22 protein-coding genes and 1 pseudogene are annotated in these 22,492 nt (G+C 60.3%); 17 read left to right on the plus strand and 6 right to left on the minus strand.

Annotation, left to right across the window (positions count from 1 at the left end):
* The first annotated feature begins 59 nt into the window (after window positions 1–59).
* The 4 genes from F8N85_RS30830 to F8N85_RS30845 all read left to right on the plus strand — a co-directional run bounded on the left by F8N85_RS30830 (window position 60) and on the right by F8N85_RS30845 (window position 3,486).
* Window positions 60–1,154: a serine hydrolase domain-containing protein gene (locus tag F8N85_RS30830; protein ID WP_150807218.1), complete on the plus strand. Its 1,095-nt coding sequence runs from the start codon at window positions 60–62 to the stop codon at window positions 1,152–1,154.
* Window positions 1,151–1,480, plus strand: coding sequence for an amidase (locus F8N85_RS30835; RefSeq protein ID WP_150807219.1), 330 nt, complete (start codon window positions 1,151–1,153; stop codon window positions 1,478–1,480). Before F8N85_RS30830 ends, F8N85_RS30835 begins: the two co-directional genes overlap by 4 nt.
* Window positions 1,481–1,736: 256 nt before the next feature.
* Window positions 1,737–2,327: a YceI family protein gene (locus F8N85_RS30840; RefSeq protein ID WP_150807220.1), complete on the plus strand. Its 591-nt coding sequence runs from the start codon at window positions 1,737–1,739 to the stop codon at window positions 2,325–2,327.
* 1 nt (window position 2,328) lies between these two features.
* Entirely contained in the window at window positions 2,329–3,486 is a 1,158-nt protein-coding gene (locus tag F8N85_RS30845) for a phospholipase D-like domain-containing protein (RefSeq protein WP_150807221.1), read from the plus strand.
* Window positions 3,487–3,609: 123 nt separating this feature from the next.
* On the opposite strand, the gene bglX is transcribed toward F8N85_RS30845, so the two are convergent.
* Entirely contained in the window at window positions 3,610–5,901 is a 2,292-nt protein-coding gene (gene bglX, locus F8N85_RS30850) for a beta-glucosidase BglX (RefSeq protein ID WP_150807222.1), read from the minus strand.
* A 238-nt stretch (window positions 5,902–6,139) separates the two neighbouring features.
* On the opposite strand from bglX, the gene F8N85_RS30855 reads away from it, so the two are divergent.
* From F8N85_RS30855 to F8N85_RS30870, 4 genes are all read left to right on the plus strand, one after another.
* Window positions 6,140–6,748, plus strand: a complete 609-nt coding sequence (locus F8N85_RS30855) for a LemA family protein (RefSeq protein ID WP_150807223.1) — start codon at window positions 6,140–6,142, stop codon at window positions 6,746–6,748.
* Between the two features lie 82 nt (window positions 6,749–6,830).
* Window positions 6,831–7,583, plus strand: a complete 753-nt coding sequence (locus F8N85_RS35520; protein WP_150807224.1) for a TPM domain-containing protein — start codon at window positions 6,831–6,833, stop codon at window positions 7,581–7,583.
* A gap of 28 nt (window positions 7,584–7,611) precedes the next feature.
* The gene (locus F8N85_RS30865) at window positions 7,612–8,229 is read left to right on the plus strand and encodes a TPM domain-containing protein (RefSeq protein ID WP_150807225.1); all 618 of its coding nucleotides are present in this window, start codon (window positions 7,612–7,614) and stop codon (window positions 8,227–8,229) included.
* Between the two features lie 201 nt (window positions 8,230–8,430).
* Window positions 8,431–9,648 (plus strand): class I SAM-dependent methyltransferase, encoded by a 1,218-nt coding sequence (locus tag F8N85_RS30870; RefSeq protein ID WP_150807226.1) that lies wholly within the window; start codon window positions 8,431–8,433, stop codon window positions 9,646–9,648.
* Here F8N85_RS30870 and F8N85_RS30875 read toward each other — a convergent pair.
* Window positions 9,645–10,559 carry a DMT family transporter gene (locus tag F8N85_RS30875; protein ID WP_150807227.1) on the minus strand — a complete coding sequence of 305 codons (915 nt, stop codon included), beginning with the start codon at window positions 10,557–10,559 and terminating at the stop codon, window positions 9,645–9,647. The two genes, F8N85_RS30870 and F8N85_RS30875, sit on opposite strands and share 4 nt — an antisense overlap.
* 222 nt (window positions 10,560–10,781) lie before the next feature.
* On the opposite strand from F8N85_RS30875, the gene F8N85_RS30880 reads away from it, so the two are divergent.
* The 3 genes from F8N85_RS30880 to F8N85_RS30890 all read left to right on the plus strand — a co-directional run bounded on the left by F8N85_RS30880 (window position 10,782) and on the right by F8N85_RS30890 (window position 12,270).
* Entirely contained in the window at window positions 10,782–11,363 is a 582-nt protein-coding gene (locus tag F8N85_RS30880) for a DJ-1/PfpI family protein (RefSeq protein WP_150807228.1), read from the plus strand.
* An 18-nt stretch (window positions 11,364–11,381) separates the two neighbouring features.
* Window positions 11,382–11,687, plus strand: a complete 306-nt coding sequence (locus tag F8N85_RS30885; protein WP_150807229.1) for a ribbon-helix-helix domain-containing protein — start codon at window positions 11,382–11,384, stop codon at window positions 11,685–11,687.
* A gap of 238 nt (window positions 11,688–11,925) precedes the next feature.
* The gene (locus F8N85_RS30890) at window positions 11,926–12,270 is read left to right on the plus strand and encodes a YegP family protein (protein ID WP_150807230.1); all 345 of its coding nucleotides are present in this window, start codon (window positions 11,926–11,928) and stop codon (window positions 12,268–12,270) included.
* Window positions 12,271–12,394: 124 nt separating this feature from the next.
* Here F8N85_RS30890 and F8N85_RS30895 read toward each other — a convergent pair whose 3' ends face one another.
* Together F8N85_RS30895 and F8N85_RS30900 are read right to left on the minus strand one after the other, a co-directional pair.
* On the minus strand, window positions 12,395–13,282 hold the full coding sequence (locus F8N85_RS30895) for a dihydrodipicolinate synthase family protein (protein ID WP_150807231.1): 888 nt from the start codon (window positions 13,280–13,282) through the stop codon (window positions 12,395–12,397).
* A 31-nt stretch (window positions 13,283–13,313) separates the two neighbouring features.
* Window positions 13,314–14,096, minus strand: coding sequence for an aldolase (locus F8N85_RS30900; RefSeq protein WP_150807232.1), 783 nt, complete (start codon window positions 14,094–14,096; stop codon window positions 13,314–13,316).
* Between the two features lie 159 nt (window positions 14,097–14,255).
* On the opposite strand from F8N85_RS30900, the gene F8N85_RS30905 reads away from it, so the two are divergent.
* Window positions 14,256–14,798, plus strand: a complete 543-nt coding sequence (locus F8N85_RS30905; protein ID WP_150807233.1) for a helix-turn-helix domain-containing protein — start codon at window positions 14,256–14,258, stop codon at window positions 14,796–14,798.
* Window positions 14,799–15,010: 212 nt separating this feature from the next.
* Here the strand turns inward: F8N85_RS30905 and F8N85_RS30915 are convergent, their stop codons facing one another.
* Window positions 15,011–16,030 carry a DUF4917 family protein gene (locus tag F8N85_RS30915; RefSeq protein WP_150807239.1) on the minus strand — a complete coding sequence of 340 codons (1,020 nt, stop codon included), beginning with the start codon at window positions 16,028–16,030 and terminating at the stop codon, window positions 15,011–15,013.
* Between the two features lie 156 nt (window positions 16,031–16,186).
* On the opposite strand from F8N85_RS30915, the gene yiaY reads away from it, so the two are divergent.
* From yiaY to F8N85_RS30945, 5 genes and pseudogenes are all read left to right on the plus strand, one after another.
* Window positions 16,187–17,335: an L-threonine dehydrogenase gene (yiaY, locus tag F8N85_RS30920; protein WP_150807234.1), complete on the plus strand. Its 1,149-nt coding sequence runs from the start codon at window positions 16,187–16,189 to the stop codon at window positions 17,333–17,335.
* A gap of 279 nt (window positions 17,336–17,614) precedes the next feature.
* A complete protein-coding gene (locus tag F8N85_RS30925) occupies window positions 17,615–18,523 on the plus strand; it encodes a LysR family transcriptional regulator (protein WP_150644722.1) in 909 nt (302 codons plus the stop codon).
* Window positions 18,524–18,778: 255 nt separating this feature from the next.
* Window positions 18,779–19,972 (plus strand): CaiB/BaiF CoA transferase family protein, encoded by a 1,194-nt coding sequence (locus F8N85_RS30930; protein ID WP_150807235.1) that lies wholly within the window; start codon window positions 18,779–18,781, stop codon window positions 19,970–19,972.
* Entirely contained in the window at window positions 19,969–20,895 is a 927-nt protein-coding gene (locus tag F8N85_RS30935) for a hydroxymethylglutaryl-CoA lyase (RefSeq protein WP_150807236.1), read from the plus strand. Before F8N85_RS30930 ends, F8N85_RS30935 begins: the two co-directional genes overlap by 4 nt.
* 371 nt (window positions 20,896–21,266) lie before the next feature.
* A pseudogene (locus F8N85_RS30945) lies at window positions 21,267–21,929 on the plus strand (MFS transporter); the annotation flags it as partial.
* A 99-nt stretch (window positions 21,930–22,028) separates the two neighbouring features.
* Here F8N85_RS30945 and F8N85_RS30950 read toward each other — a convergent pair.
* A partial coding sequence (locus F8N85_RS30950) for a transposase (RefSeq protein WP_191636297.1) occupies window positions 22,029–22,492 on the minus strand: 464 nt, incomplete at its 5' end.

Genomic DNA, 22,492 nt, shown 5'->3' on the forward strand with positions numbered 1-22,492 from the left:
TTCAAAACTGTCATCTATCCCGGCTAGGCTCAGCAGGTTCATTCTCCTGAGTCCCCGCCATGTTCAAAGGCTCGAGCCTGCTGATCGCGCTGTTTTTCATGAGTGCTCACGCCGTCGCCGAGTACTGGCCTACCGAACAATGGTCCCAGGGCCCGCAGGTCTCCGGTCCGGCGCTCAAGGCCCTGGAGGACTATGCCTTCCAGCCCCGCGACGACGTCACTCACACAGGTATCCGAACCGACGCCTTGCTGGTGATCCGCGACGGTCAGTTAATCTACGAACGTTATGCCGGGCCCACCACCGCCACCACCGCGCATCTCACCTGGTCGATCAGCAAAAGCCTGATGGCCACGGTGTTGGGCGTGGCTTATGGCGAGGGGCGTTTCAAATTGCAGGACCCGGTGGCGAAGTTCTATCCACCGCTGCAACGGCATCCGGCGATTTCCATGGCCGATCTGCTGCACTGGGCGTCGGGTCTGGACTGGCAGGAAGATTATGAATACGCCCCGCTGAAGTCGTCGGTGGTGGCCATGCTGTACACCCGTGGCCGCAGCGATATGGCCGCTTTCACCACAGCTCATGACGAGTTCAGTGCGCCGGGCCAGGCGTTTCGTTACTCCAGCGGCGACAGCAACCTGTTATCCGCGGCACTCAAGCACATGCTCGGCGCGCAGTACCCGGACTATCCCTGGACGGCGCTGTTCGAACCCTTGGGCATTGGTCATGCCGTATGGGAAAGCGACGCGAGCGGTACGTTTGTCGCCTCGTCCTATGCCTACCTGACGGCTCGCGATCTGGCGCGGATCGGTCTGTTGATGCAGCGCGACGGTCGTTGGCGGGAGCGGCAACTGCTGCCCAGGGACTGGGTCGAGTTCAATCGCCAACCCTTTGCGCACTATCGACCCAACCAGGACGACGCCGTGCCCGGTGGTCATTGGTGGCTCAATCTCGCGCTGGAGGGTGCAAGCAAGCCCTGGCCGGCGGCACCGGCCGATACCTTTGCCGCACTGGGGCATTGGGGCCAGGCGATGTATGTGATTCCCAGCGAGCAGTTGGTGATCGTGCGCTATGGCGATGATCGCGATGGCAGTTACCGGCACAACGAATTGCTCAAACGCGCCCTGGCTGCGTTTGCCCAACCGGTGCAGCCATGAGCCAGCGGGGGTTTGTCCGTCGCCGACCGTTCAGCAGCCTGCTGCTGGTGCTGGTGGTCGCGCTGCTCGGTTGGGGCTGGCAGGAGCGGGTGGCGTTGCAGGTGTTCCCGGACATCTTCGGCGCCTACACTGCCAAGGAGTATTGTTCCTGCCGGTATGTGATGAACAACTCGGTGGAGTATTGCCAGGCTTATGTGAAGCAGTACCTGCCCACCAGCGGGTTTGTTGATGACGCGCCGAGCAAGCGGGTGACGGCCAGTGGGATGGGGCGAACCCACAGCGCCGGCTGGATTGGCGAGCGTCAGGGTTGCCGGTTATTGCCATGACTGTGGCGAGGGGGCTTGTCGGAACGCCGCATCGCCCCGTTCGGCTGCGGAGCAGTCGTAAACCTGTCAACGCGGTTTCACTGCAGAAATGCATTGTCTGATTTTGGGAGCGCTTCGCACTCCAGCGCGGGCAAGCCCGCTCGCCACAGGGGAGGTGCTTGGCGCTGTATCTGTTGTTCGGCGAAGCGACAGATAGTTTGCAACCTGCCTCAGTCCAGTTAAGGTTCAGCTCAGGTTTATTTACCCATGAGTTGTTATGCCCAACGCTTCGTTCTTCAAACTGTGCGCTTTGCTGCTGATGGCCTGCGCCTCTGTGCCTGCCCATGCCAACTGGTACCTGGATGGCGAGTCTTCACGACTGTCGTTTATCTCCACCAAGAACGCGAATATCTCCGAGGTTCAGCGTTTTCTGGTGCTGCACGGCAAGGTCGACCCCAAGGGCATGGCGCAAGTGCAGGTCGATCTGGATTCGGTCAACAGCGGGATTCCGCTGCGTGATGAGCGCATGCGCAAGGACCTGTTCGAGATCAAGACCTTCCCCCAGGCGCTGATATCCGCACAAATCAATCTGCAGCCGATCAACGACCTGGCCCCTGGCGCGCAACTCGAACTGCGACTGCCGCTAACGGTAAAGCTTCACGGCAAAGAAAAGAGTTACAACGCCGAACTACTGGCCACCCGGCTGGATGACCGGCGTTTCCAGGTGGTCACCCTTGAGCCGCTGGTGCTCAATGCCGAGGACTTCGATTTGGCTCCAGGCTTGAATGCGCTACGCAAAACCGCAGGATTGTCGGCGATCAGTCTCTCGGTTCCGGTAGGTGCGGTGCTGATTTTTACGGCGCGCTGACATGAGTGGTCCGGTATTCCCCTGGCGTGAAGGTAATCGCTTCGAACTGCTGATCGACGGGCCGAATTTTTTCCCGCGCATGCTGGTGGCGATTGCCCGTGCCGAGAGTCAGGTTGAACTTGAGTTGTACCTGGTGGAGGCCGGAGCCTGTGCCGAAGCCATGGTCCAGGCACTGGTGCAAGCGGCCGAACGTGGCGTTCGCGTGCGCTGCCTGTTCGACGACTACGGCAGCCTGGCCTTCACCTTGAGTTTGCGCAGTCGACTGATCCAGGCCGGGGTCGAGCTACGGTTCTACAACCGCCTGAGCTGGCGGCGCTGGGTGCGCAACTTTTACCGCGATCATCGCAAGCTGCTGTTGGTCGATCAACAGATGGCGGTGGTCGGCGGCACGGGCGTCACCGATGAGTTCTGGACCCCCGGCGAGGACACCAGCGAATGGCATGAGGTGATGGTGGAAATCGTCGGCCCGCTGGTGCTTGACTGGCAGATGCTGTTCGACCGGCAATGGCTCGCGAACCGCCACCGCAAGGCCTGGAAGCCGGCCTCGAACTTCGGCCTGCAGCGCCTGCCGAAGGTGCCGTCGGCGGGGCAGGGCATGGGCCGGGTGGCGTATGCCGACGCCCGTCAACATCGGGACATCCTGCAATCGCTGACGCGTGCCTTGAACAGCGGACAGCGGCGGATCTGGTTGGCGACCCCGTACTTCCTGCCGACCTGGAAAGTCCGCCGCTCATTGCGCAGGGCTGCAGCACGGGGCATCGATGTGCGCCTGCTGCTCACCGGGCCGCGCACCGATCACCCGTCGGTGCGTTATGCCGGGCATCGCTACTACCCGCGTCTGCTCAGGGCCGGGGTGAAGATCTTCGAGTATCAGCCGTGCTTTCTGCACCTGAAGATGGTGTTGATCGATGATTGGGTGAGCATCGGTTCGTGCAACTTCGATCACTGGAATCTGCGTTTCAACCTGGAAGCCAATCTGGAGGCCCTCGACCCTGAGCTGACGCGTGCGGTGGCGGCGAGTTTCGAGGCGGACTTTGCCCAGAGCCAGGCCGTCAGCCTTGAGGCATGGCGACGCCGGCCGCTGTGGCGCCGGGTCAAGCAGCGGGTTTGGGGCTGGGTGGATCGGGTGGTGGTGAATCTGCTGGATCGGCGGGGGTAGGGCGGTCCATAAGATCAAAAGATCAAAAGATCGCAGCCTGCGGCAGCTCCTACACAGGATTCGCGGATGTACGCGGTCAGTGTAGGAGCTGCCGAAGGCTGCGATCTTTTCGCTTGTGCGGTCTTACAACAACTCAAAACTCTGCTGGGTCACGTCCTGGGAATCCAGGCCGATCTGCACGTTGAACTTGCCGGGTTCGGCAGCGAATTTCAGCTGGGTGTTGTAGAACTTCAGGTCGTTCTCTTCGATGCTGAAGTGCACGACTTTCTCTTCGCCGGCCTTGAGCATGATTTTCTGGAAGTTCTTCAGCTCCTTGATCGGGCGGATCATCGAGCCGGTGACATCCTGGATATACAGCTGCACCACGGTTTCGCCATCGCGCTTGCCGGTGTTTTTAACCGTCACCCTGGCGTCGAGCTTGCCAGTCTTGTTCAAGGTGGCGGCCGACAGCGCCATGTTCGACAGGCTGAAGTCGGTGTAGCTCAAGCCGAAGCCGAACGGGTACAGGGGACCTGTGGTGTCGTCGAAGTACTGTGAGGTGTAGTTGCCCGGCTTGCCCGGAGTGAACGGCCGGCCAATGCTCAGGTGGTTGTAGTAGGTCGGAATCTGCCCCACCGAGCGCGGGAAAGTGATGGGCAGTTTGCCGGACGGGTTGTAGTCGCCGAACAGCACGTCGGCAATCGCATTGCCGCCTTCGGTACCGGCGAACCAGGTTTCGAGGATCGCGTCAGCCTGTTCCTGCTCTTCGAGAATCGACAGCGGACGGCCGTTCATCAGCACCAGTACCAGCGGTTTGCCGGTGGCTTTGAGGGCCTTGATCAGTTCGCGCTGGTTGGCCGGGATGTTCAGGTCGGTGCGGCTCGAGGACTCATGGGACATGCCGCGCGATTCGCCGACCGCCGCCACGACCACATCGGCCTGCTGCGCGGCCTTGACCGCTTCTTCGATCATCTCTGCTGCCGGACGCGGGTCGTCCACCACCTCCGGGGCATCGAAGTTGAGGAAGTTCAGGTACCCGACGATTTTCTGGTCGGCGGTGATGTTGGCGCCACGGGCGTAGATCAGCGTCGACTGGTTGCCGAGTGCGCGGGTCATGCCGTCGAACAGGGTCACCGACTGATCCGGCCGGCCGGCGGCGGCCCAACTGCCCATCATGTCGATCGGCGCTTTGGCCAGCGGGCCGACCAGGGCGATTTTCGCGGTTTTCTTCAGTGGCAGGGTTTCGCCCTGGTTTTTCAACAGCACCAGGCTGCGGCGCGCGACATCGCGAGCCTCGGCGCGGTGCATGCGGCTTTCGGCATAGGTTTCGGCCGGATCTGCCTCGACCTTGCCGATACGCAAGTACGGGTCTTTGAACAGGCCCATGTCGTACTTGGCGCCCAGCACTTCACGCACGGCATTGTCGATATCGCTCTGGGCAATCTCCCCGGACTTCAACAGCCCCGGCAATTCCTGACCATAGAGGGTGTCGTTCATGCTCATGTCGATGCCGGCCTTGATCGCCAGCTTGGCGGCTTCGCGACCGTCCTTGGCGACGCCGTGCTTGATCAGTTCGAAAATCGCCCCGTGGTCGCTGACTGCCAGGCCCTTGAAGCCCCAGTCCTTGCGCAGCAGGTCCTGCATCAGCCACATATTGGCCGTGGCCGGTACGCCGTTGATCGAGTTCAGGGCAACCATGACCCCGCCAGCGCCAGCATCGATGGCGGCGCGGTAGGGTGGCAGGTAGTCCTGGTACATCTTGACCGGGCTCATGTCCACGGTGTTGTAGTCGCGACCGCCTTCGACCGCGCCGTACAAGGCAAAGTGCTTGACGCTGGCCATGATGCTGTCCGATGCATTGGGAGTGACACCCTGGTAGGCCTTGACCATCACTTTGGCTATCCGCGAGACCAGGTAGGTGTCTTCGCCGAAGCCTTCGGAGGTGCGGCCCCAACGAGGGTCGCGGGAGATGTCGACCATCGGCGCGAAAGTGATGTCGAGGCTGTCGGCACTGGCTTCCTTGGCGGCGATGCGCCCGCTCAGGGCGATGGCATCCATGTCCCAGCTCGAGGCCAGGGCCAGGCTGATAGGGAAGATCGTCCGATGGCCGTGAATCACGTCATAGGCGAAGAACATCGGGATCTTCAGCCGGCTGCGCATGGCCGCGTCCTGCATCGGCCGGTTTTCCGGGCGGGTAATCGAATTGAAGGTACCGCCGATACGCCCGGCAGCGATTTCCTTGCGGATCATCTCGCGGGGCATTTCCGGCCCGATGCTGATCAGGCGCAACTGGCCGATCTTTTCATCGAGGGTCATCTGCTTCAGCAGGTTGGCGACGAAAGCATCTTTGTTCTGAATAGGTGCCGGCTTGGTGTCGGCCAGGGCAGGGTGACTGGCCAGGCCGATAACAAGGCCCAGCAAACACAACTTCTTCATGAATAGTTTTCTCGCAGGCTAAACCGTTACTGTTGAAACGCGTCGGTTAGCCAAAAATTAGGGAGCGACTATTGTTGTTCGGATAAATGCAGCACACTTCTGAACTGTTTTTCGCGCAGGGCATCTTTTAGCCGATTGGCTCGATGCAATCCAGTGGCGGTGGCAGATTATGCCCCAAGCGCTCGATTTAAGGGTCGCAGGTTCCATTCCATAGGTTGTACAAGGGAGCGTCACCGACATGAAGGTACAACAGCGTTATCGCTCGGGCTGGCAAATCGCGGTATTGATGCTGCTGAGCACAGTCCTCAGCGGCTGCGGCATCAATACCATTCCGACGCTCGACGAACAGGCCAAGGCGGCCTGGTCGCAAGTGCAGAACCAGTATCAGCGCCGCGCCGACCTGATCCCCAACCTGGTGGAGACGGTCAAGGGTTATGCCCAGCATGAGCAGGAGACCCTGACCGCGGTGATCGAAGCCCGGGCCAAGGCGACCTCGATCCAGGTCGATGCCAGCACCCTGGACAACCCGGAAAAACTCAAGCAGTTCCAGCAAGCCCAGGATCAACTGACCGGCGCCCTCAGTCGTTTGATGGTGGTTTCCGAACGCTACCCGGACCTCAAGGCCAACCAGAACTTCCTGGCCCTGCAATCACAGCTGGAAGGCACCGAGAACCGTATCAGCGTGGCTCGCCGTGACTTCATCCTCGCGGTGCAGAAGTACAACACCGAGATCCGCACCTTCCCCGGTCGCCTGTGGCACACCGTGCTGTACAGCGATCTGCCGATCCGCGAGAACTTCGAGGCGACCAGCGCGGATGCTGATAAAGCGCCGCAAGTGAAGTTCTGATCGGCGTCGGGCGCCCGCTGTACAACGGCACCGGGTGCTCGTTGCTGGATCAGGCCAAGCGTCACCCACGGATGAGGTTCCAATGCGCGTGTTGAAAGTTGGCCTGGTGCTGTTGCTCTGGGTGTTGGCAGTCACGGCCCAGGCCGAACTGAAGTTTCCGGCACTGACCGGAAGGGTGGTGGACAACGCCCAAATGATCGAGCCGTCGGTGCGCGAGCAATTGACCCAACAGCTCATGGCCCACGAACAGGCGACTGGCGAGCAGCTGGTGGTGGTGACGGTGCCGGACCTGCAAGGCACCAGCATCGAAGACTTCGGTTACCAGTTGGGCCGGCACTGGGGGATTGGCCAGAAAGACCAGAACAACGGCGCGTTGCTGATCGTCGCCCGTGATGAGCGCAAGCTGCGCATCGAAGTCGGTTATGGCCTGGAAGACCGCCTGACCGATGCGCAAAGCTCAGTGATCATCCATCAGGTCATCACTCCCGCCTTCAAAACCGGTAACTTCAGCAAGGGCATCAGCGACGGGGTTGCCGCGATGCTGGTGGTGCTGGGCGGTAACCCGCTGGATGAGCCTGCCAACCTGGCCGGGTCGGGAGGGGAGCGCGGCAGCGATTTCCTCGAAAGCCACCCGGGTGTGTTCGTGTTCCTGGTGTTGCTGTTTATCGTGACGATTTTCGTCTGCCAGATGCTCGGCATTCTGCCCAGTGGCGGTGGTGGTCGGGGAGGTTCAGGCGGCTTCGGCGGTGGTGGCTTTGGTGGTGGTTCCGGGGGCGGCGGCTTCAGTGGCGGCGGTGGTAGCTTTGGCGGCGGCGGATCGTCGGGCGGCTGGTAACTAAAATAATGAATGGGTATGTGAAGACATGGCATTACTGAGTGAACACGAACAGCGCAAGGTTGCCGAAGCGATTGCGCGGGTCGAGCAACACACCGATGCCGAACTGGTCACCGTTCTCGCTGCCCGGGCCGATGACTATGCCTATATCCCGTTGCTCTGGGCCAGCTTGCTGGCGCTGATCGTGCCGGGTGTCGTGCACTACCTGTCCGGCTGGATGAACATGCACACCTTGCTGCTGGTGCAGTGGGTCAGCTTTATCATTCTGTGCCTGGTGTTCAGGATCCCGAAGGTCACCACTCGCCTGATCCCGCGTTCGGTTCGGCACTGGCGCGCCTCGAACCTGGCGCGGCGGCAGTTTCTCGAACAGAACCTGCACCACACCGCTGGCAGCACCGGCATGCTGATCTTCGTATCCGAGGCGGAACGTTATGTCGAAATCATGGTGGACGAGGGCATTTCCAAACGCCTGGACAACAGAACCTGGGACGCCATAGTCGCGGACTTCACCCGGCAAGTGAAACAGGGCCAGACCTTGCAGGGCTTTGTCACCTGCATCGAAGCCTGCGGCGAACTGCTCAAGGTGCATGTGCCGGTGACCCATGTGCGCAATGAACTGCCGAACCGGTTGGTGGTGTTGGGGTAACAGATCGCAGCCTTCGGCAGCTCCTACAGGGTACGCGGTCGGCGTAGGAGCTGCCGAAGGCTGCGATCTTTTGAGGGCCTGCCCCCGGCGCTCAAAACTCAATGAAACAACCGTCCGGCAAATAACCCCGTGCCCTCGACCCCCATCCCCCCTAAAATACCCGCCATTCCCCGATCCGCACCGCCCGAGGCCGTTTTATCCATGTCAGTCACCGCCACTCCCGCCAGCCTCGCGCCGGATCATCACGCGCAGTTCATCGACCTGCTGCAATCGAGCATCGAGCAGAACGCCTTCATCAAGCTGGTGCTGGCCAAGAACGTCGGCACCGAGGCGGATTTGCAGCGGCTGATCATCAAGCAGCTCACAGTCAAGGATCAGCCGTGCCTGTCCTTCGTCTACCGTTACAAAACTCGCGACATCACCAAGAATCTGTCGATTGCCGAAGGCGTAGCGACGATTGCTGCGTTGTTGCCGGCGTCGTTCAAGAATGCGCATTTACTGTCGCTGACCGACGAAGCCCAGCTCGAATACAGCAAAAAGGGCAAGAGTTCGCTGTTTAAAAGCAAACCCCAGCAATTGCGTGAAGTACCGTCCGCCGAACATAACCGGGAGAAGAACCGCTTCCTCGACCTGAGCCGGCCCTTTCTCGCCGACCTCGGTGTGACCAACAAGCAGCAAGAGCTGATCCCGGCGATGTCGCGCAAGTGGAAGCAGATCAACAAGTTCATCGAAGTCTTCAGCCATGCGCTGACCTCGTCGCCGCTGGCGCTGGGCAAGCCGGTCAAGGTCGCGGACTTCGGTTCGGGCAAGGGTTACCTGACTTTCGCGATCCATGACTATCTGCGCAATACCTTGAAAGCCGAAGCCGAGGTGACCGGCGTCGAGTTGCGCGAAGACATGGTCAACCTGTGTAACACCGCGGCCGCAAAGCTGGAGCATCCGGGGCTGGTGTTCAAATGTGGCGATGTGCGCAGTGTGGCCCCGAGCGAGCTGGACGTGATGATCGCGCTGCATGCCTGCGACATCGCCACCGACTATGCGATTCACACCGGCATTCGTTCCGGCGCTTCGATCATCATGTGTTCACCGTGCTGCCATAAGCAGATCCGCCTGCAAATCCAGAGCCCGGCGCTGCTCAAGCCGATGCTGCAGTACGGCCTGCACCTGGGCCAGCAGGCGGAAATGGTCACTGACAGCCTGCGCGCGCTGTACCTCGAAGCCTGCGGCTACGAGACCAAGGTCTTCGAGTTCATCTCCCTTGAACACACCAACAAGAACAAGATGATTCTGGCGGTCAAACGCGCCGAGCCGATCGACCCGGCCCAGTTGCTGGTGAAGATTCAGGAGCTCAAGGCCTTCTACAACATCAGCGAGCACTGCCTGGAAACCCTGCTGCGGGCCGACGGGCTTCTTATTTAGGGCTTGAGCTCAACCCCTGACGGCAGCGTGCCCGGTTGCGCCGGGCGTACGCTGGTCTTGCGTCCGAGCATCACGGTGACGATCACACCAAAGGCGAACAGCCAAGTGATCGGCTCGATGTGCTCGCCGAAGAACAGCGCGGAAAAGGCGATGGTAAAGAAAATCTGCAGCAGCTGGATCTGACTGACCCGGGCGATGCCCCCCATGGCCAGCCCGGCGTACCAGGCGAAGAAACCGATGAACTGCGAGAACAGCGAGACATAACCGAACGCCCACCAGGTCTTGCTGGAGATCTCTCCCTGGTGCTGCAGCGCCAGGTAGCTCACCGGCCCGATCAGCAGTGGCGTCGACAGCACCAGCGCCCAACAAATCACCTGCCAACCACCCATCTCCCTGGCCAGCCGGCCACCTTCGGCATAACCCAGGCCACCGATGGCAATCGCCCCGAGCATCAACAGATCACCGGCCTGAATACTGCCGGCACCGCTGATCAAGGCATAACTCAATACCAACGCGCTGCCCAGCGCCGCACAGGCCCAGAAGGCTTTCGACGGTCGCTCATGGGACAACCACGCGGCATACAGCGCCACGCACAGTGGCTGCAAACCATTAACCAGCGCCCCATGGGACGCCGGCAAGGTCTGCATGGCCCAGGCCGACAGCACCGGGAACCCCAGAATCACCCCGGCGATCACCAGGCTCAGACCTTTGATCTGTTTCCAGGTCGGCCATTTCTCCCGGCGCCAGAGCAACAACAGCGCCGCCGGAATCGCCGCAAACAGCGCGCGACCGAGGCCGTTGAGCAGCGGATGGATTTCCTGCACGACAATCCGTGTGAACGGCAGGGTCAGGCTGAAGATGACGACGCCGAGCAGGCCAAGGGCCATGCCGGTGTTTTCGCGCGAAGACATGATGGCAACCAGAGTCGAGGATGATGTTAGGTGTCTTCATCTAGCCATAAACCGTGGCGTCTGCGCTGTTACAGCTGCGCGCAGAGTTAGGCGTACAGTTGGGGTAATCCCCCAACGCGTACACAGTGGATACCGTAGTAGCTGGTTATTACCCACCCCTGCGGATAAGGACTACCTTGAGTACTCTTGCATGCCCACGCATTTCCCCGAGGAGTCCTCCCCATGGCCGCTAAAAAAATTCTGATGCTGGTCGGCGATTACGTCGAAGACTACGAAGTGATGGTGCCATTCCAGGCGCTGCTGATGGTCGGTCACACCGTGCATGCGGTCTGCCCGGATAAAACCGCCGGGCAGACTGTGCGCACCGCGATCCACGACTTCGAAGGCGATCAGACCTACAGCGAAAAACCGGGGCACCTGTTTGCCCTGAATTTCGACTTCGCCAAGGTCGATGCCGCGGATTATGACGCGCTGCTGGTGCCCGGTGGTCGCGCCCCGGAATACCTGCGTTTAAATGAGCAAGTCCTGCAGCTGGTGCAAGCCTTCGACAAGGCGGGCAAACCGATTGCCGCCGTCTGCCACGGCGCGCAATTGCTGGCGGCGGCGGGTATTCTTGAAGGTCGCGAGTGCAGCGCCTACCCGGCTTGCGCTCCGGAAGTTCGCCTGGCGGGCGGTACGTTCATCGATATCCCGGTGACCGAAGGCCATGTTCAGGGCAATCTGGCCACAGCTCCGGCCTGGCCGGCGCATCCAAGCTGGCTGGCGGGGTTCCTCGGTTTGCTCGGTACCAAGATCACCTTGTAAAAAAGAGAGGCTCATCCGATGTGCGAGCTCTACGTCAAAGCCGATCCGATTCTCTATGAATCACGCTCCCGTTCGCTGCGCATTTGCGGGGTGGTGACCACCTTGCGTCTGGAAAACCAGTTCTGGGACATCCTCAGCGAGATCGCCGAAGTCGATGGCATGACCACCAATCAACTGATCGCCAAACTGTATGAAGAGGTCATGGACTACCGCGGCGAAGTGGTGAATTTCGCCTCGTTCCTGCGGGTCAGTTGCACGCGTTATCTGACTCAGCGCCGAGTGGCGGCGCCGGAGTTGAGTGTGGTGCGTTCGGCGGTGAAATAGGGCCGGGTTTGGGTTGGTCTTGCTGGCCTCTTCGCGAGCAAGCTCGCTCCCACAGTGGATCTATGTCAGGCCACCCTGGTGTGATCGACACATAACCTGTGGGAGCGAGCTTGCTCGCGATGCGATGTATCAGGCGACAAATCTCTCCTGGAAATCCGCGCGCGATATTGGCTAATCACCGAACAAGGTCTTTACTCTGATGGCGCAGCAAGTCTTATCAATCGCCAGGAGTTCAAGCATGTCCGGATGGTATGAGTTGAGCAAAAGCAGCAATGGTCAGTTCCGCTTTGTCCTCAAGGCGGCCAACGCCGAAACCGTACTCAGCAGCGAGTTGTATACCACCCGCAGTGCTGCCGAGAGCGGTATCGCGTCGGTCCAGGCCAATAGTCCGCTGGACGAGCGCTACGAGAAGAAAACCACCAAGGATGGTCATCCATACTTCAACCTCAAGGCTGCCAACCACCAAATCATCGGCAGCAGTGAAACGTATACATCCGATGCGGCGCAGCAAAAAGGCATTGCCAGCGTCAAGTCCAACGGGCCGACCACAGTGATCAAGGACAAGACCTTGCCGGTGCTGTGATCGTAAAAGTCAAAAGATCGCAGGCTGCGCCGACCGTGTTCACCCGGGTGAACACCGACCCCCTGTAGGAGCTGCCGCAGGCTGCGATCTTTTGATCGTGACAGGGCAAAGCCCGCGACCGCTTTTACCGCAAAGTGGTCAACAACTCCTGCAACTGACTGCGACCTGCTTCACCCAACGGGAACACCGGCAAGCGTGGATCGCCCACCTCCAGCCCGGTCATGCGCAATCCGGCCTTGATGGTCGCAGGCAAGCCACCCTTGAGAATGAAATCCAGCAGCGGCAATTGCCGGTAGAACAGCTCCCGCGCTGTGTTCAGGTCGTTGGCCAGCACTGCCTGGTACAGCTCACCGTTGAGGTTGGCGATCAGATTCGGTGCCGCGGTGCACCAGCCTTTGGCACCGGCAGCGAAGGCTTCCAGGGCCAGCGGGTTGCAACCGTTGTAGAACGGCACCTGACCTTCGCCGAGCAGTTGCAGCTTGTGCATGCGCTGGATATCACCAGTGCTCTCCTTGACCATGGTCACGTTCTCCACGGCGTTGAAAATCCGCAGGATCAGCTCGACCGACATGTCGGTGCCACTGGTGGCCGGGTTGTTGTAGAGCATGATCGGTACGCCGACGCTGTCGCCAATGGCGCGGTAGTGGGCGAGGATTTCCGCTTCAGTCAGTTTCCAGTAGGACGTCGGCAGGACCATCAGCACATCGGCGCCATGGGCCTGCGCGAAACGCGCGCGGCGCACGGCTTTGGCGGTGGTCAGGTCGGAGACGCTGACGATGGTCGGCACTCGTTTGGCGACGTGCCGGATGCTGAACTCACTGACCTGGTCCCATTCCGCGTCGCTCAGGTACGCGCCTTCGCCGGTGCTGCCCAAGGGAGCAATAGCGTGGACGCCGCCGTCGATCAAACGGTCGATGGAGCGGCCCAGCGCATCCAGGTCGATGCCTTCGCCATTGGCGGTGAATGGGGTGATGGTGTAGCCGATGATGCCGTGAATAGAAGGGGTCGACATGATGTCTCTCCTGGTGAGCAAGTAAGTGGATTCAGTTCAGGCAATCGGCGTGTTGGCGCAGGTTCTGCCGAGCGTAGTAATTGAATGCAGCGCCGTGACGTTTAGGCCTGGAAATCCAGTCGTGAGCTTCGCGACCCAGGTCAGGCAGAATCGGTTTGATTACGCCGGCGCTCATGGCCAGCAGTTGCAATTTGGCCGCACGTTCAATCAGTTGCGCGATGACACAGGCTTCTTCGATGGTGCCACCGGTCGACAGCTGACCATGGTGCGAGAGCAGGATCGCGCGCTTGTCACCCAGCGCCGCGGCGATGATTTCGCCTTCTTCGTTACCCACCGGCACACCCGGCCAAGTGTTCAAAAAAGCGCAATCTTCGTAGAGCGGGCAGAGGTCCATATGGGAAACCTCAAGCGGCACTTCGAGCATCGACAACGCCGCGATATGGGTCGGGTGCGTATGGATGATGCAGTTCACATCTGGCCGGGCGCGGTACACCCAGCTGTGAAAACGGTTGGCCGGGTTGGGCATGCCGTGACCTTCGAGCACTTCAAGGTCTTCGTTGACCAGCAGCAGATTGCTCGCGGTGATTTCGTCGAAACCCAGCCCCAGTTGTTGAGTGTAGTAGGTGCCGGGCTGTGGTCCGCGGGCGGTGATCTGCCCGGCCAAGCCGGAATCGTGGCCGCTTTCAAAGAGAATACGGCAGGTCAGGGCCAGCTTTTGCCGGTCGGTCCACGTATTATCCGCCAGCGTACTGTGCATCTGCGTCAGCGCTTGCTTGACCAGTTGCTCTTTAGGTAGTGCTAATGTCTTGGCCATATCGGTGTCCTTGGGATTATTCAATGGACGTCGGATTTGCTGGCCCCCACTGCTCGCAAGGTCGTTGGGTGATAGCAAATGACACTAATGATGCTATATGACACCTTGTGTCATTAGCAAGGACTCCTCGTCGCCTTCTTGATGGATTAATCGCTGCACATGTCTATCCGTTTGAAGATTCTGAGAAAAAAACTGGGCGTGACGCTGGAGGCCCTGGCCGAAAAATCCGGCATGACCAAGAGCTACCTGTCGAAAGTCGAGCGCGGCTTGAATACGCCATCGATCGCCGCCGCCTTGAAACTGGCCAAGGCCTTGAACGTCAAGGTCGAAGAGTTGTTCAGTGAAGAAAGCATCAGCCTCGACAGCTACAGCCTGGTGCGTAGCGACGAGCGCCAGTCGCTGTCAGCCAACGCCGAGACGCCGGGTTATGCGGTGCTGGCCCGTCAGGTCAGTGAGCGCAGCCTGTTGCCATTCATCATCTACCCGCCCACAGAGTTCAGCGACAAGAGCTTCAAGGAGCATTTGGGTGAAGAGTTTCTGTTCGTCCACGAAGGGCAGGTGGAAGTGGACTTCATGAACGAACGTCTGATCCTCAATCGCGGCGATGCGCTGCATTTCAACGCGCAGAAACCGCACCGGATTCGCTCGGTTGGCGAGGTCCAGGCGCAGTTGTTGGTGGTGGTGCAAAGCGGGGAAGAGTGATTCAGGATCGTTCCAGCGGGTTCAATGCAACCTCTATGGCGAGGGAGCTTGCTGTGGCGAGGGGGCTTGCCCCCGCTCGGCTGCGAAGCAGTCGTAAAACCTGTACCTGCGGTCTGTCTGGCAGAACCGACTTGCAGGTTTTAGGGCCGCTTCGCGACCCAGCGGGGGCAAGCCCCCTCGCCACAAAGGTCATTTGTCAGGCCAATATCTCCTCAACGCTCCACAGGCACCGACAGCTGTGGATTTCCCAACCCATGGCTCTTCGAATCGAAAAACCGCAGCGTCACATCCAGCCCCTCGAACAGCTTCGTGTAATGGCGTTTCTGGTGCTGGATAAACGCCTTGCTGCGCGGATAGATCGAGACGGCGATGGTCTTGAGTTGCGCCTGGCGCAGGGCGTGGACGATATGGCTGTCTTGCTCGCCGAGACGGTGGCCGAAGATGCACAGGGCGCCGTCGTGGGTGAGCAGTTGGTCGTAGCAGAAGGACAGATAGTCCGAGCTGCGAATGATCTTGAGCTTGTCCTGGCTGGTGCCTTCGTTGATGAACAACGGTACATCGTCCAGGGTCTTGATGGTGTTGTTGATGGCAAAGCTGCCAAGCAGCGTGCCTTCAGTGGCGGTCAGCTTGCGCGCGCTGCCGTCGGAGTTTCGCACCAGGTGCAGGCCACCGTGCAGGTAGAGCACACGCGCCTTGTCTGTTTGGGTATTGCTCAAGTCGAAATTTGAATCGGCGCCGTTGAACAGGTCGGTAATGGCCTGCGGGTCTTGCATGATCGCCCAGTAATTGAGCAGGTCATAGTTGGTGGTGAACACCGTTGGGTAGCTGCCCAACTCTTGATTGATCTTCGCCAGGCTCGACGCCTGCATCAGACGCCAGGGGATATGCACCCCATGCACGGTGTTAATCAGCGCTTCCTTGATCGCGTAGTAGCGATTGCGCGGCGCCGCCGAACTGACGGCCAGTGCCTTGTTGACCCGGCTGGTGGTCTTCAACGCGCTCAGCACCTGCTCGAAAATCCGCGTGCCCATGGCCTCGAAGACGCTCAACTCGGACTGGCTCAGGGGTTTTTCTTCGACGGTGCGGGCGTTCTCGAACAGCGAGTCATAACCGAAGTCGTCCCACACCACGCGGCTGGCGCCGTTACCCACCAGCAGAGCGGTGAACGAGGTGGTTGCGCGCACGGCGTTCCAGTCTTCAAGTTCGGCATCAAATTCCTGGAAATCCATAATCACGGTTTGTCGTCTCAAAACTGAAGGTGTGCGGGGCGCTGACTTTATCACGACATGGAATTGAGCCAGATCAAGATATGCCTGCACTTATGGGTCGATCCTGCAGGCACCCGCTGGACCGGTATCGTCGGTTCAGCCACAACAAGAGGATTGGTCATGAGCAGCACGTTTTTCATTCCCGCGGTGAACATCATGGGCATCGGTTGCCTCGACGAAGCCATGAAAGCTATTAGCAACTACGGCTTTCGCAAGGCGTTGATCGTCACCGACGCAGGACTGGCCAAGGCTGGCATCGCGAAGATGATCGCCGAGAAACTGGCGATTCAGGATATCGATTCGGTGATTTTCGACGGCGCCAAGCCGAACCCGAGCATGGCCAACGTCGAGAACGGTCTGGGACTGCTCAAGGAAAGTAAATGCGATTTCGTGGTGTCGCTGGGCGGCGGTTCGCCCCATGACTGCGCCAAGGGCATCGCCCTGTGCGCCACCAACGGCGGGCAGATCCGCGACTACGAAGGCGTCGACCAATCGAGCAAGCCGCAATTGCCGGTGATCGCGATCAACACCACCGCCGGTACTGCCAGCGAGATGACCCGGTTCTGCATCATTACGGATGAGTCACGCCACGTGAAAATGGCCATCGTCGATCGCAACGTCACGCCGCTCATGTCGGTCAACGACCCCGCGCTGATGGTCGGCATGCCCAAAAGCCTGACGGCCGCCACCGGGATGGATGCGCTGACCCACGCCATCGAGGCCTATGTGTCCACCGCAGCCACGCCGATCACCGACGCCTGCGCGCTGAAATCCATTGAGCTGATCAGCGGCAATCTGCGCCTGGCGGTCCGCGACGGCAGTGACTTGGCCGCACGGGAAAATATGGCCTACGCGCAGTTCCTCGCCGGGATGGCGTTCAACAATGCATCCCTGGGTTTCGTGCATGCCATGGCTCACCAACTGGGAGGTTTCTATGACCTGCCCCATGGTGTGTGCAACGCCATACTGCTGCCCCACGTGCAAAGCTTCAACGCCAGTGTCTGCGCCGAGCGCCTGACCGACGTCGCCCGGGCACTGGGTGCCGACGTCCATGGTTTGAGCGAGGAAGAGGGCGCCCAGGCGGCCATCGCGGCGATCCGCTGCCTGTCCACGGACGTCGAGATTCCAGCCGGGCTGCGCGACCTGGGAGCCAAGCTGCAAGACATCCCGACCCTGGCAACCAACGCCCTGAAAGACGCCTGCGGACTGACCAACCCGCGTGCAGCGGATCAACGGCAAATTGAAGAGATATTCCGTAGCGCGTTTTGAGCCAGGCATAAAACCCGCGCACGCCCTTCGCGGGCAAGTCGGATCGCCGCACCGACGCTCCGACTTGCCCGCGAATGCGCCAGACCATTCACTAAAAATCCCCGCTTGCACATCCACCGTGCTGAACACCGAAGTGTTTGGCCGGGCAATGCTGGCGGTCGCTCGTGCAGGTGGATCGCAGGCGGTTCTGGAATCGCGAGACATCAATCAACTGGCATCGACTCGCTGAATTGGCGTTATCCTGCGGTTTCCGACTAAGCCGATATCGCCGAGCCTTTGATGCTGCACAAAAGCCTGATACGTCGCCTGGATCTGCTCACGCTGCAGTTGTTCGTTGCCGTCCATGAGGAGGGTACGTTGACTCGCGCCGCTGCCCGTGAGGCGATTGCGGTGTCGGCGGCGAGCAAGCGTTTGATGGAGCTTGAAGAGGCGTTGGGTATCAGCCTGTTCGTGCGCCAGGCCAAGGGCATGAGCCTCACCGCCGCTGGCGAAACCCTGTTGCACCATGCGCGGCAGATGCTGTTCAACGTCGAGAAGATGGGCCTCGAACTCGGTGAACACAGCCACGGTGTGCGCGGTTATGTGCGGATGCTGGCCAACCTCTCGGCGATCATTCAGTTCTTGCCCGAAGACCTGCGGGATTTCTCCGAACGTCACCCGCAAGTCAAGACCGACCTCGAAGAACGCCCCAGCAATGGGGTGATTCAGGGAGTGCTGGATGGTGTGGCCGATCTTGGCATCTGTTCCAGTGACAGCGATACAAAGGGCCTGCACAGCGTGCCTTACCGGCAGGACAAGCTGGTGGTGCTGATGCGCCCGGATCATCCGCTGGCCATTGAGCATGAGCTGGCGTTTGCCGACACGCTGGACTTCGATTACGTCGGCCTGCACGCCGCCAGCTCGATCAACATGCGCACCCATGCGGCGGCGCGCAAGGCAGGCAAAGTGTTGCGCCTGCGGATTCATGTGCCGGGATTCGACGCCATGTGCCGCATGGTCCAGGCCAATATGGGCATCGGCATTCTGCCCCAGCGCGCCTATGAACTGTTTGGACGGGCGCTGGGCCTGCATGCGGTGCCGCTGAGTGACGACTGGTCTGAGCGCACGCTGATACTGGTAGTGCGCGATGAGGCGGCGTTGTCGCCGGTGAGTCAGTTGTTGTTTGAGGCTTTACGGGGGCCGGTTTGACATCTTTGTTGATAGTAATGGCCCCATCGCGAGCAAGCTCGCTCTCACATTAGATCTGAAGTGATCACCCCATTGTGTTCTCGCTGGAGATCCCCTGTGGGAGCGAGCTTGCTCGCGATGGCATTCCTGAGATCGCAGCAAATTTCCCGCAGCGCTTTCGCGTTTGACGAACGCTCCTTGCCAACTGACGGTTGGATTCCAACCCCACCGTTCCTCTAGCCTTGGCACACATTCCAAGAATAAGAGGTACCCCCCATGACTGCCCCTCTGAGTGGCATCAAGGTCATCGAGATCGGCACGCTGATTGCCGCGCCGTTTGCTGCACGCGTACTGGCCGAGTTTGGTGCCGAAGTGATCAAGATCGAAGCCCTCGGCCAGGGCGATCCGCTGCGTAAATGGCGCAAACTGCACGAAGGCACATCCCTGTGGTGGTACTTGCAATCGCGGAACAAAAAATCCCTGGCGCTGAACCTGAAATCCGCTGAAGGCATCGAGCTGGTCAAACAACTGGCCAGCAGCGCCGACGTGTTGATCGAGAACCTGCGCCCCGGCGCGCTGGAAAAACTCGGGCTGGGTTGGGACGTGCTGCATGCCCTCAATCCCAACCTGACGCTGGTGCGGATTTCCGGCTACGGCCAGACTGGCCCGTATCGCGACCGTCCTGGATTTGGCGCCATTGGTGAAGCCATGGGCGGTATTCGCTACACCACCGGCACCCCGGGTTCGCCGCCGGCACGGGTCGGCGTCAGCCTCGGTGATTCGCTGGCATCGCTGCATGCGGTGATCGGCGCCTTGATGTCCCTGCTGCGGGTCAAGACCGGGCAGGGTGAAGGCCAGGTGGTCGACGTGTCACTGGCCGAAAGCGTGTTCAACCTGATGGAAAGCCTGGTCCCGGAATACGACATGCTCGGCCACGTCCGCGAGCGCAGTGGTGGTGCCTTGCCGGGCATTGCGCCGTCCAACACCTACCTGACCGCCGACGGCGCCTACGTGGTGATCGCCGGTAATAGTGACCCGATCTACAAGCGCTTGATGGAAGTCATCGGCCGCGCCGACCTGGCCGATGCGCCGGAGTTTGCCCACAACGATGGCCGCGCCGCCAAGAGTGGCCTGCTCGATGCGGCGATCACCCACTGGACCAGCAGCCTGCCGATCGAACAAGTGCTGGCGACTTTGCAGGAGGCCGAAGTCCCCGCCGGACGCATCTACTCGGTGGCCGACATTGTCGCCGACCCGCACTACCAGGCGCGGGACATGCTGCTCAGCGCTGAATTGCCCGGTGGCACCCAGGTGAAAATGCCCGGCATCGTGCCAAAACTGTCCGAGACGCCGGGGGGCGTCAACTGGTCAGGGCCGAGCCTGGGTCAGCACACCGATGCCATTCTGGCCGAATTGGGCCTCACCGGCCTGGACATCGAACGATTGAAAACCGAAGGGGTGGTGCAATGATCAGCGACTTTTCCGAAACCCTGATCGTCCAGGAAGTCTCCCCCCGCGATGGCTTGCAGATCGAGCCGACCTGGGTCGAAACCGCCGACAAGATGGCGCTGATCAATCAACTGTCACTGGCCGGTTTCAGTCGCATCGAAGCCGGCTCGTTCGTCTCGCCCAAAGCCATTGCGGCCCTGCGCGATGGCGAAGAAGTCTTCCAGGGGATTACTCGTCAGCCGGGCGTGATTTACGTCGCCTTGATCCCCAATCTCAAAGGCGCGCAACGAGCGCTGGAGGTCAAGGCGGATGAGCTGAACCTGGTGATGTCCGCCAGCCAGACCCACAACCAGGCCAACATGCGCATGAGTTGCGAGCGCTCGCTGGCGGCGTTCGGTGAGGTGGTCGAGTTCGTCGACGGTTCATCGGTGCGACTCAACGCAAGCATCGCTACCACCTTCGGTTGCCCGTTCGAAGGGCGAATCGATGAAGACCGGGTGCTGCAGATCGTCGACGCCTATCTGGAACTCGGCATGCAAGGCATCACCCTGGCCGACACCACCGGCATGGCCAATCCGCGACAGGTGGATCGACTGGTGCGGCGGGTGTTGCAGCGAGTGCCCGCGGCCGACCTGACCCTGCACTTTCACAACACCCGCGGCCTTGGTCTGTGCAACGTCCTTGCTGCTTATGAAGCGGGCGCGCGCCGATTCGATGCGGCGCTGGGTGGACTGGGTGGCTGTCCCTTTGCGCCGGGTGCATCGGGGAATATCTGTACCGAGGACCTGGTCAACCTGTGCGATGAAATCGGCATTCACACCGGAATCGATCTGCCGCTATTGCTGCGATTGTCACGAGGATTGCCCGCGCTGCTGGGCCACGAAGTGCCTGGCCAGTTGGTCAAGGCCGGACGCAACTGCGATCTGCATCCGACGCCATCCTGACCAGATAACCCGGTTTCCCTACACAGGTGTCAGAGCACCTGAACCAGACAACAAAAACAATCGGACACCCACGGGCAGTCCGCCTGGAGAAATACGATGAGCCTTAATGTCCTGGAGGCGGGCGCGAGCCCGGCCGTTTCGCACGATGTCGAAAAAGCCCTGGTCAGCAAAGTCACATGGTATGCGTGATGACCGTTATATCGAAGTTAAAGAAGCCTCTAAAACGCACAATTTAGGCTCATATAGTGGTATTAGACTATTTTTGCACGGAGATGCGCACCAGCCGATAACCGGGGGTCCACCAAGCGAGCTGCTGGCCCGGGGAGAACGGCCAACAGTGGAACGCGTGCGTCTGGAACTCGGCCGCGGCAACCTTGCTCGCCAGTCGCGTGGCCCAGCATGAGCCGCACAAGGGTGGCAGTTCATTGCTGGCGGCGTTGCGCATTCCAGGCTTTCTGACCCTGGGCCTGATCTACTTCCTGATCCAGGTTGCGTCCTATGGCCTGAACTTCTGGGCACCGCAACTGATCCGCAGCGCCGGCACCCAGAGCCCGGTGATGATCGGGCTGCTGACGGCCATTCCCTATGTGTGTGGCGCCATCAGCATGGTAGTGATCGGGCGCTTGTCCGACGCCACCGGCGAGCGCCGCAAGTTCGTCAGCGGGTTGGTCGCGCTGGGCGCGGTAGGCTTCTTCTGCGCCGGGATCTTTGCCGATCACACCACGTTCCTGATCGTCGCCCTGAGCCTGTTGGGCGCCGGCATCATCGCCTCGATCCCGACCTTCTGGACCCTGCCGCCGAAACTGCTGGCCGGTGCAGGCGCCGGTGCGGCTGGCGGAATTGCGGTGATCAACACCCTAGGGCAGTTCGGCGGCATCGTCAGCCCGGTCATGGTCGGTCGGATCAAGGACCTGACCGGCACCACCACCCCGGCGCTCTACGTGATCGGCGTCGCCGCCCTGATCGCCGCCGCGCTGCTGCTGTGGGGCCTGCCACAGAAACTGCGCACGCTGGATAAGCTTCACGGGGATTGAAGGCCTAAAAAGATCGCCGCCTATCGGCAGCTCCTACAGGATCTATGTTCCCGGCTGATTCGGCGGCGGATGCAATCGGCGTAGATACCGTCTTAACTCTCACCGGGCAAGCGCAAGTTTCGGGTCAAAGGGCTGGCCCGATTTGATCACTCCAAAGATGATGTGCAGCAGCTTGCGCATTGCTGCACAGATGATCTGCTTGGGGGCCTTGCCGTTGGCTTTCAATCGCTCTTTGAGCGCGATAATCGCTTCGTTGTGCTGCATCGCCACCAGACCTGGCATGTAGAGCCCGGTTCGGAGTCGCGCTGATCCGATTTTCGAGATAAAGGTGCGGCCCTTAAGCTGGCCAGACTCTTCCAGCTTTGGATTTAAGCCCGCCGCCGCCACCATTTGTCGAGGATTCGAATACTTTCGCAGGTCGCCCAGCTCGGCAAACAGCATTTGCGCCGATTTGTCGGCAATGCCATCAATGGTCACCATCAAATCGCGCATTTGGCGCATGTCCGGGTCGTCATCAATGTGTTTCTTGAGAGCCTTTTTGGTTTCGGCAATCTCTTTCTCGA

The sequence above is a fragment of the Pseudomonas fluorescens genome (assembly GCF_902497875.1).
Lineage (GTDB): Bacteria > Pseudomonadota > Gammaproteobacteria > Pseudomonadales > Pseudomonadaceae > Aquipseudomonas > Aquipseudomonas fluorescens_BR.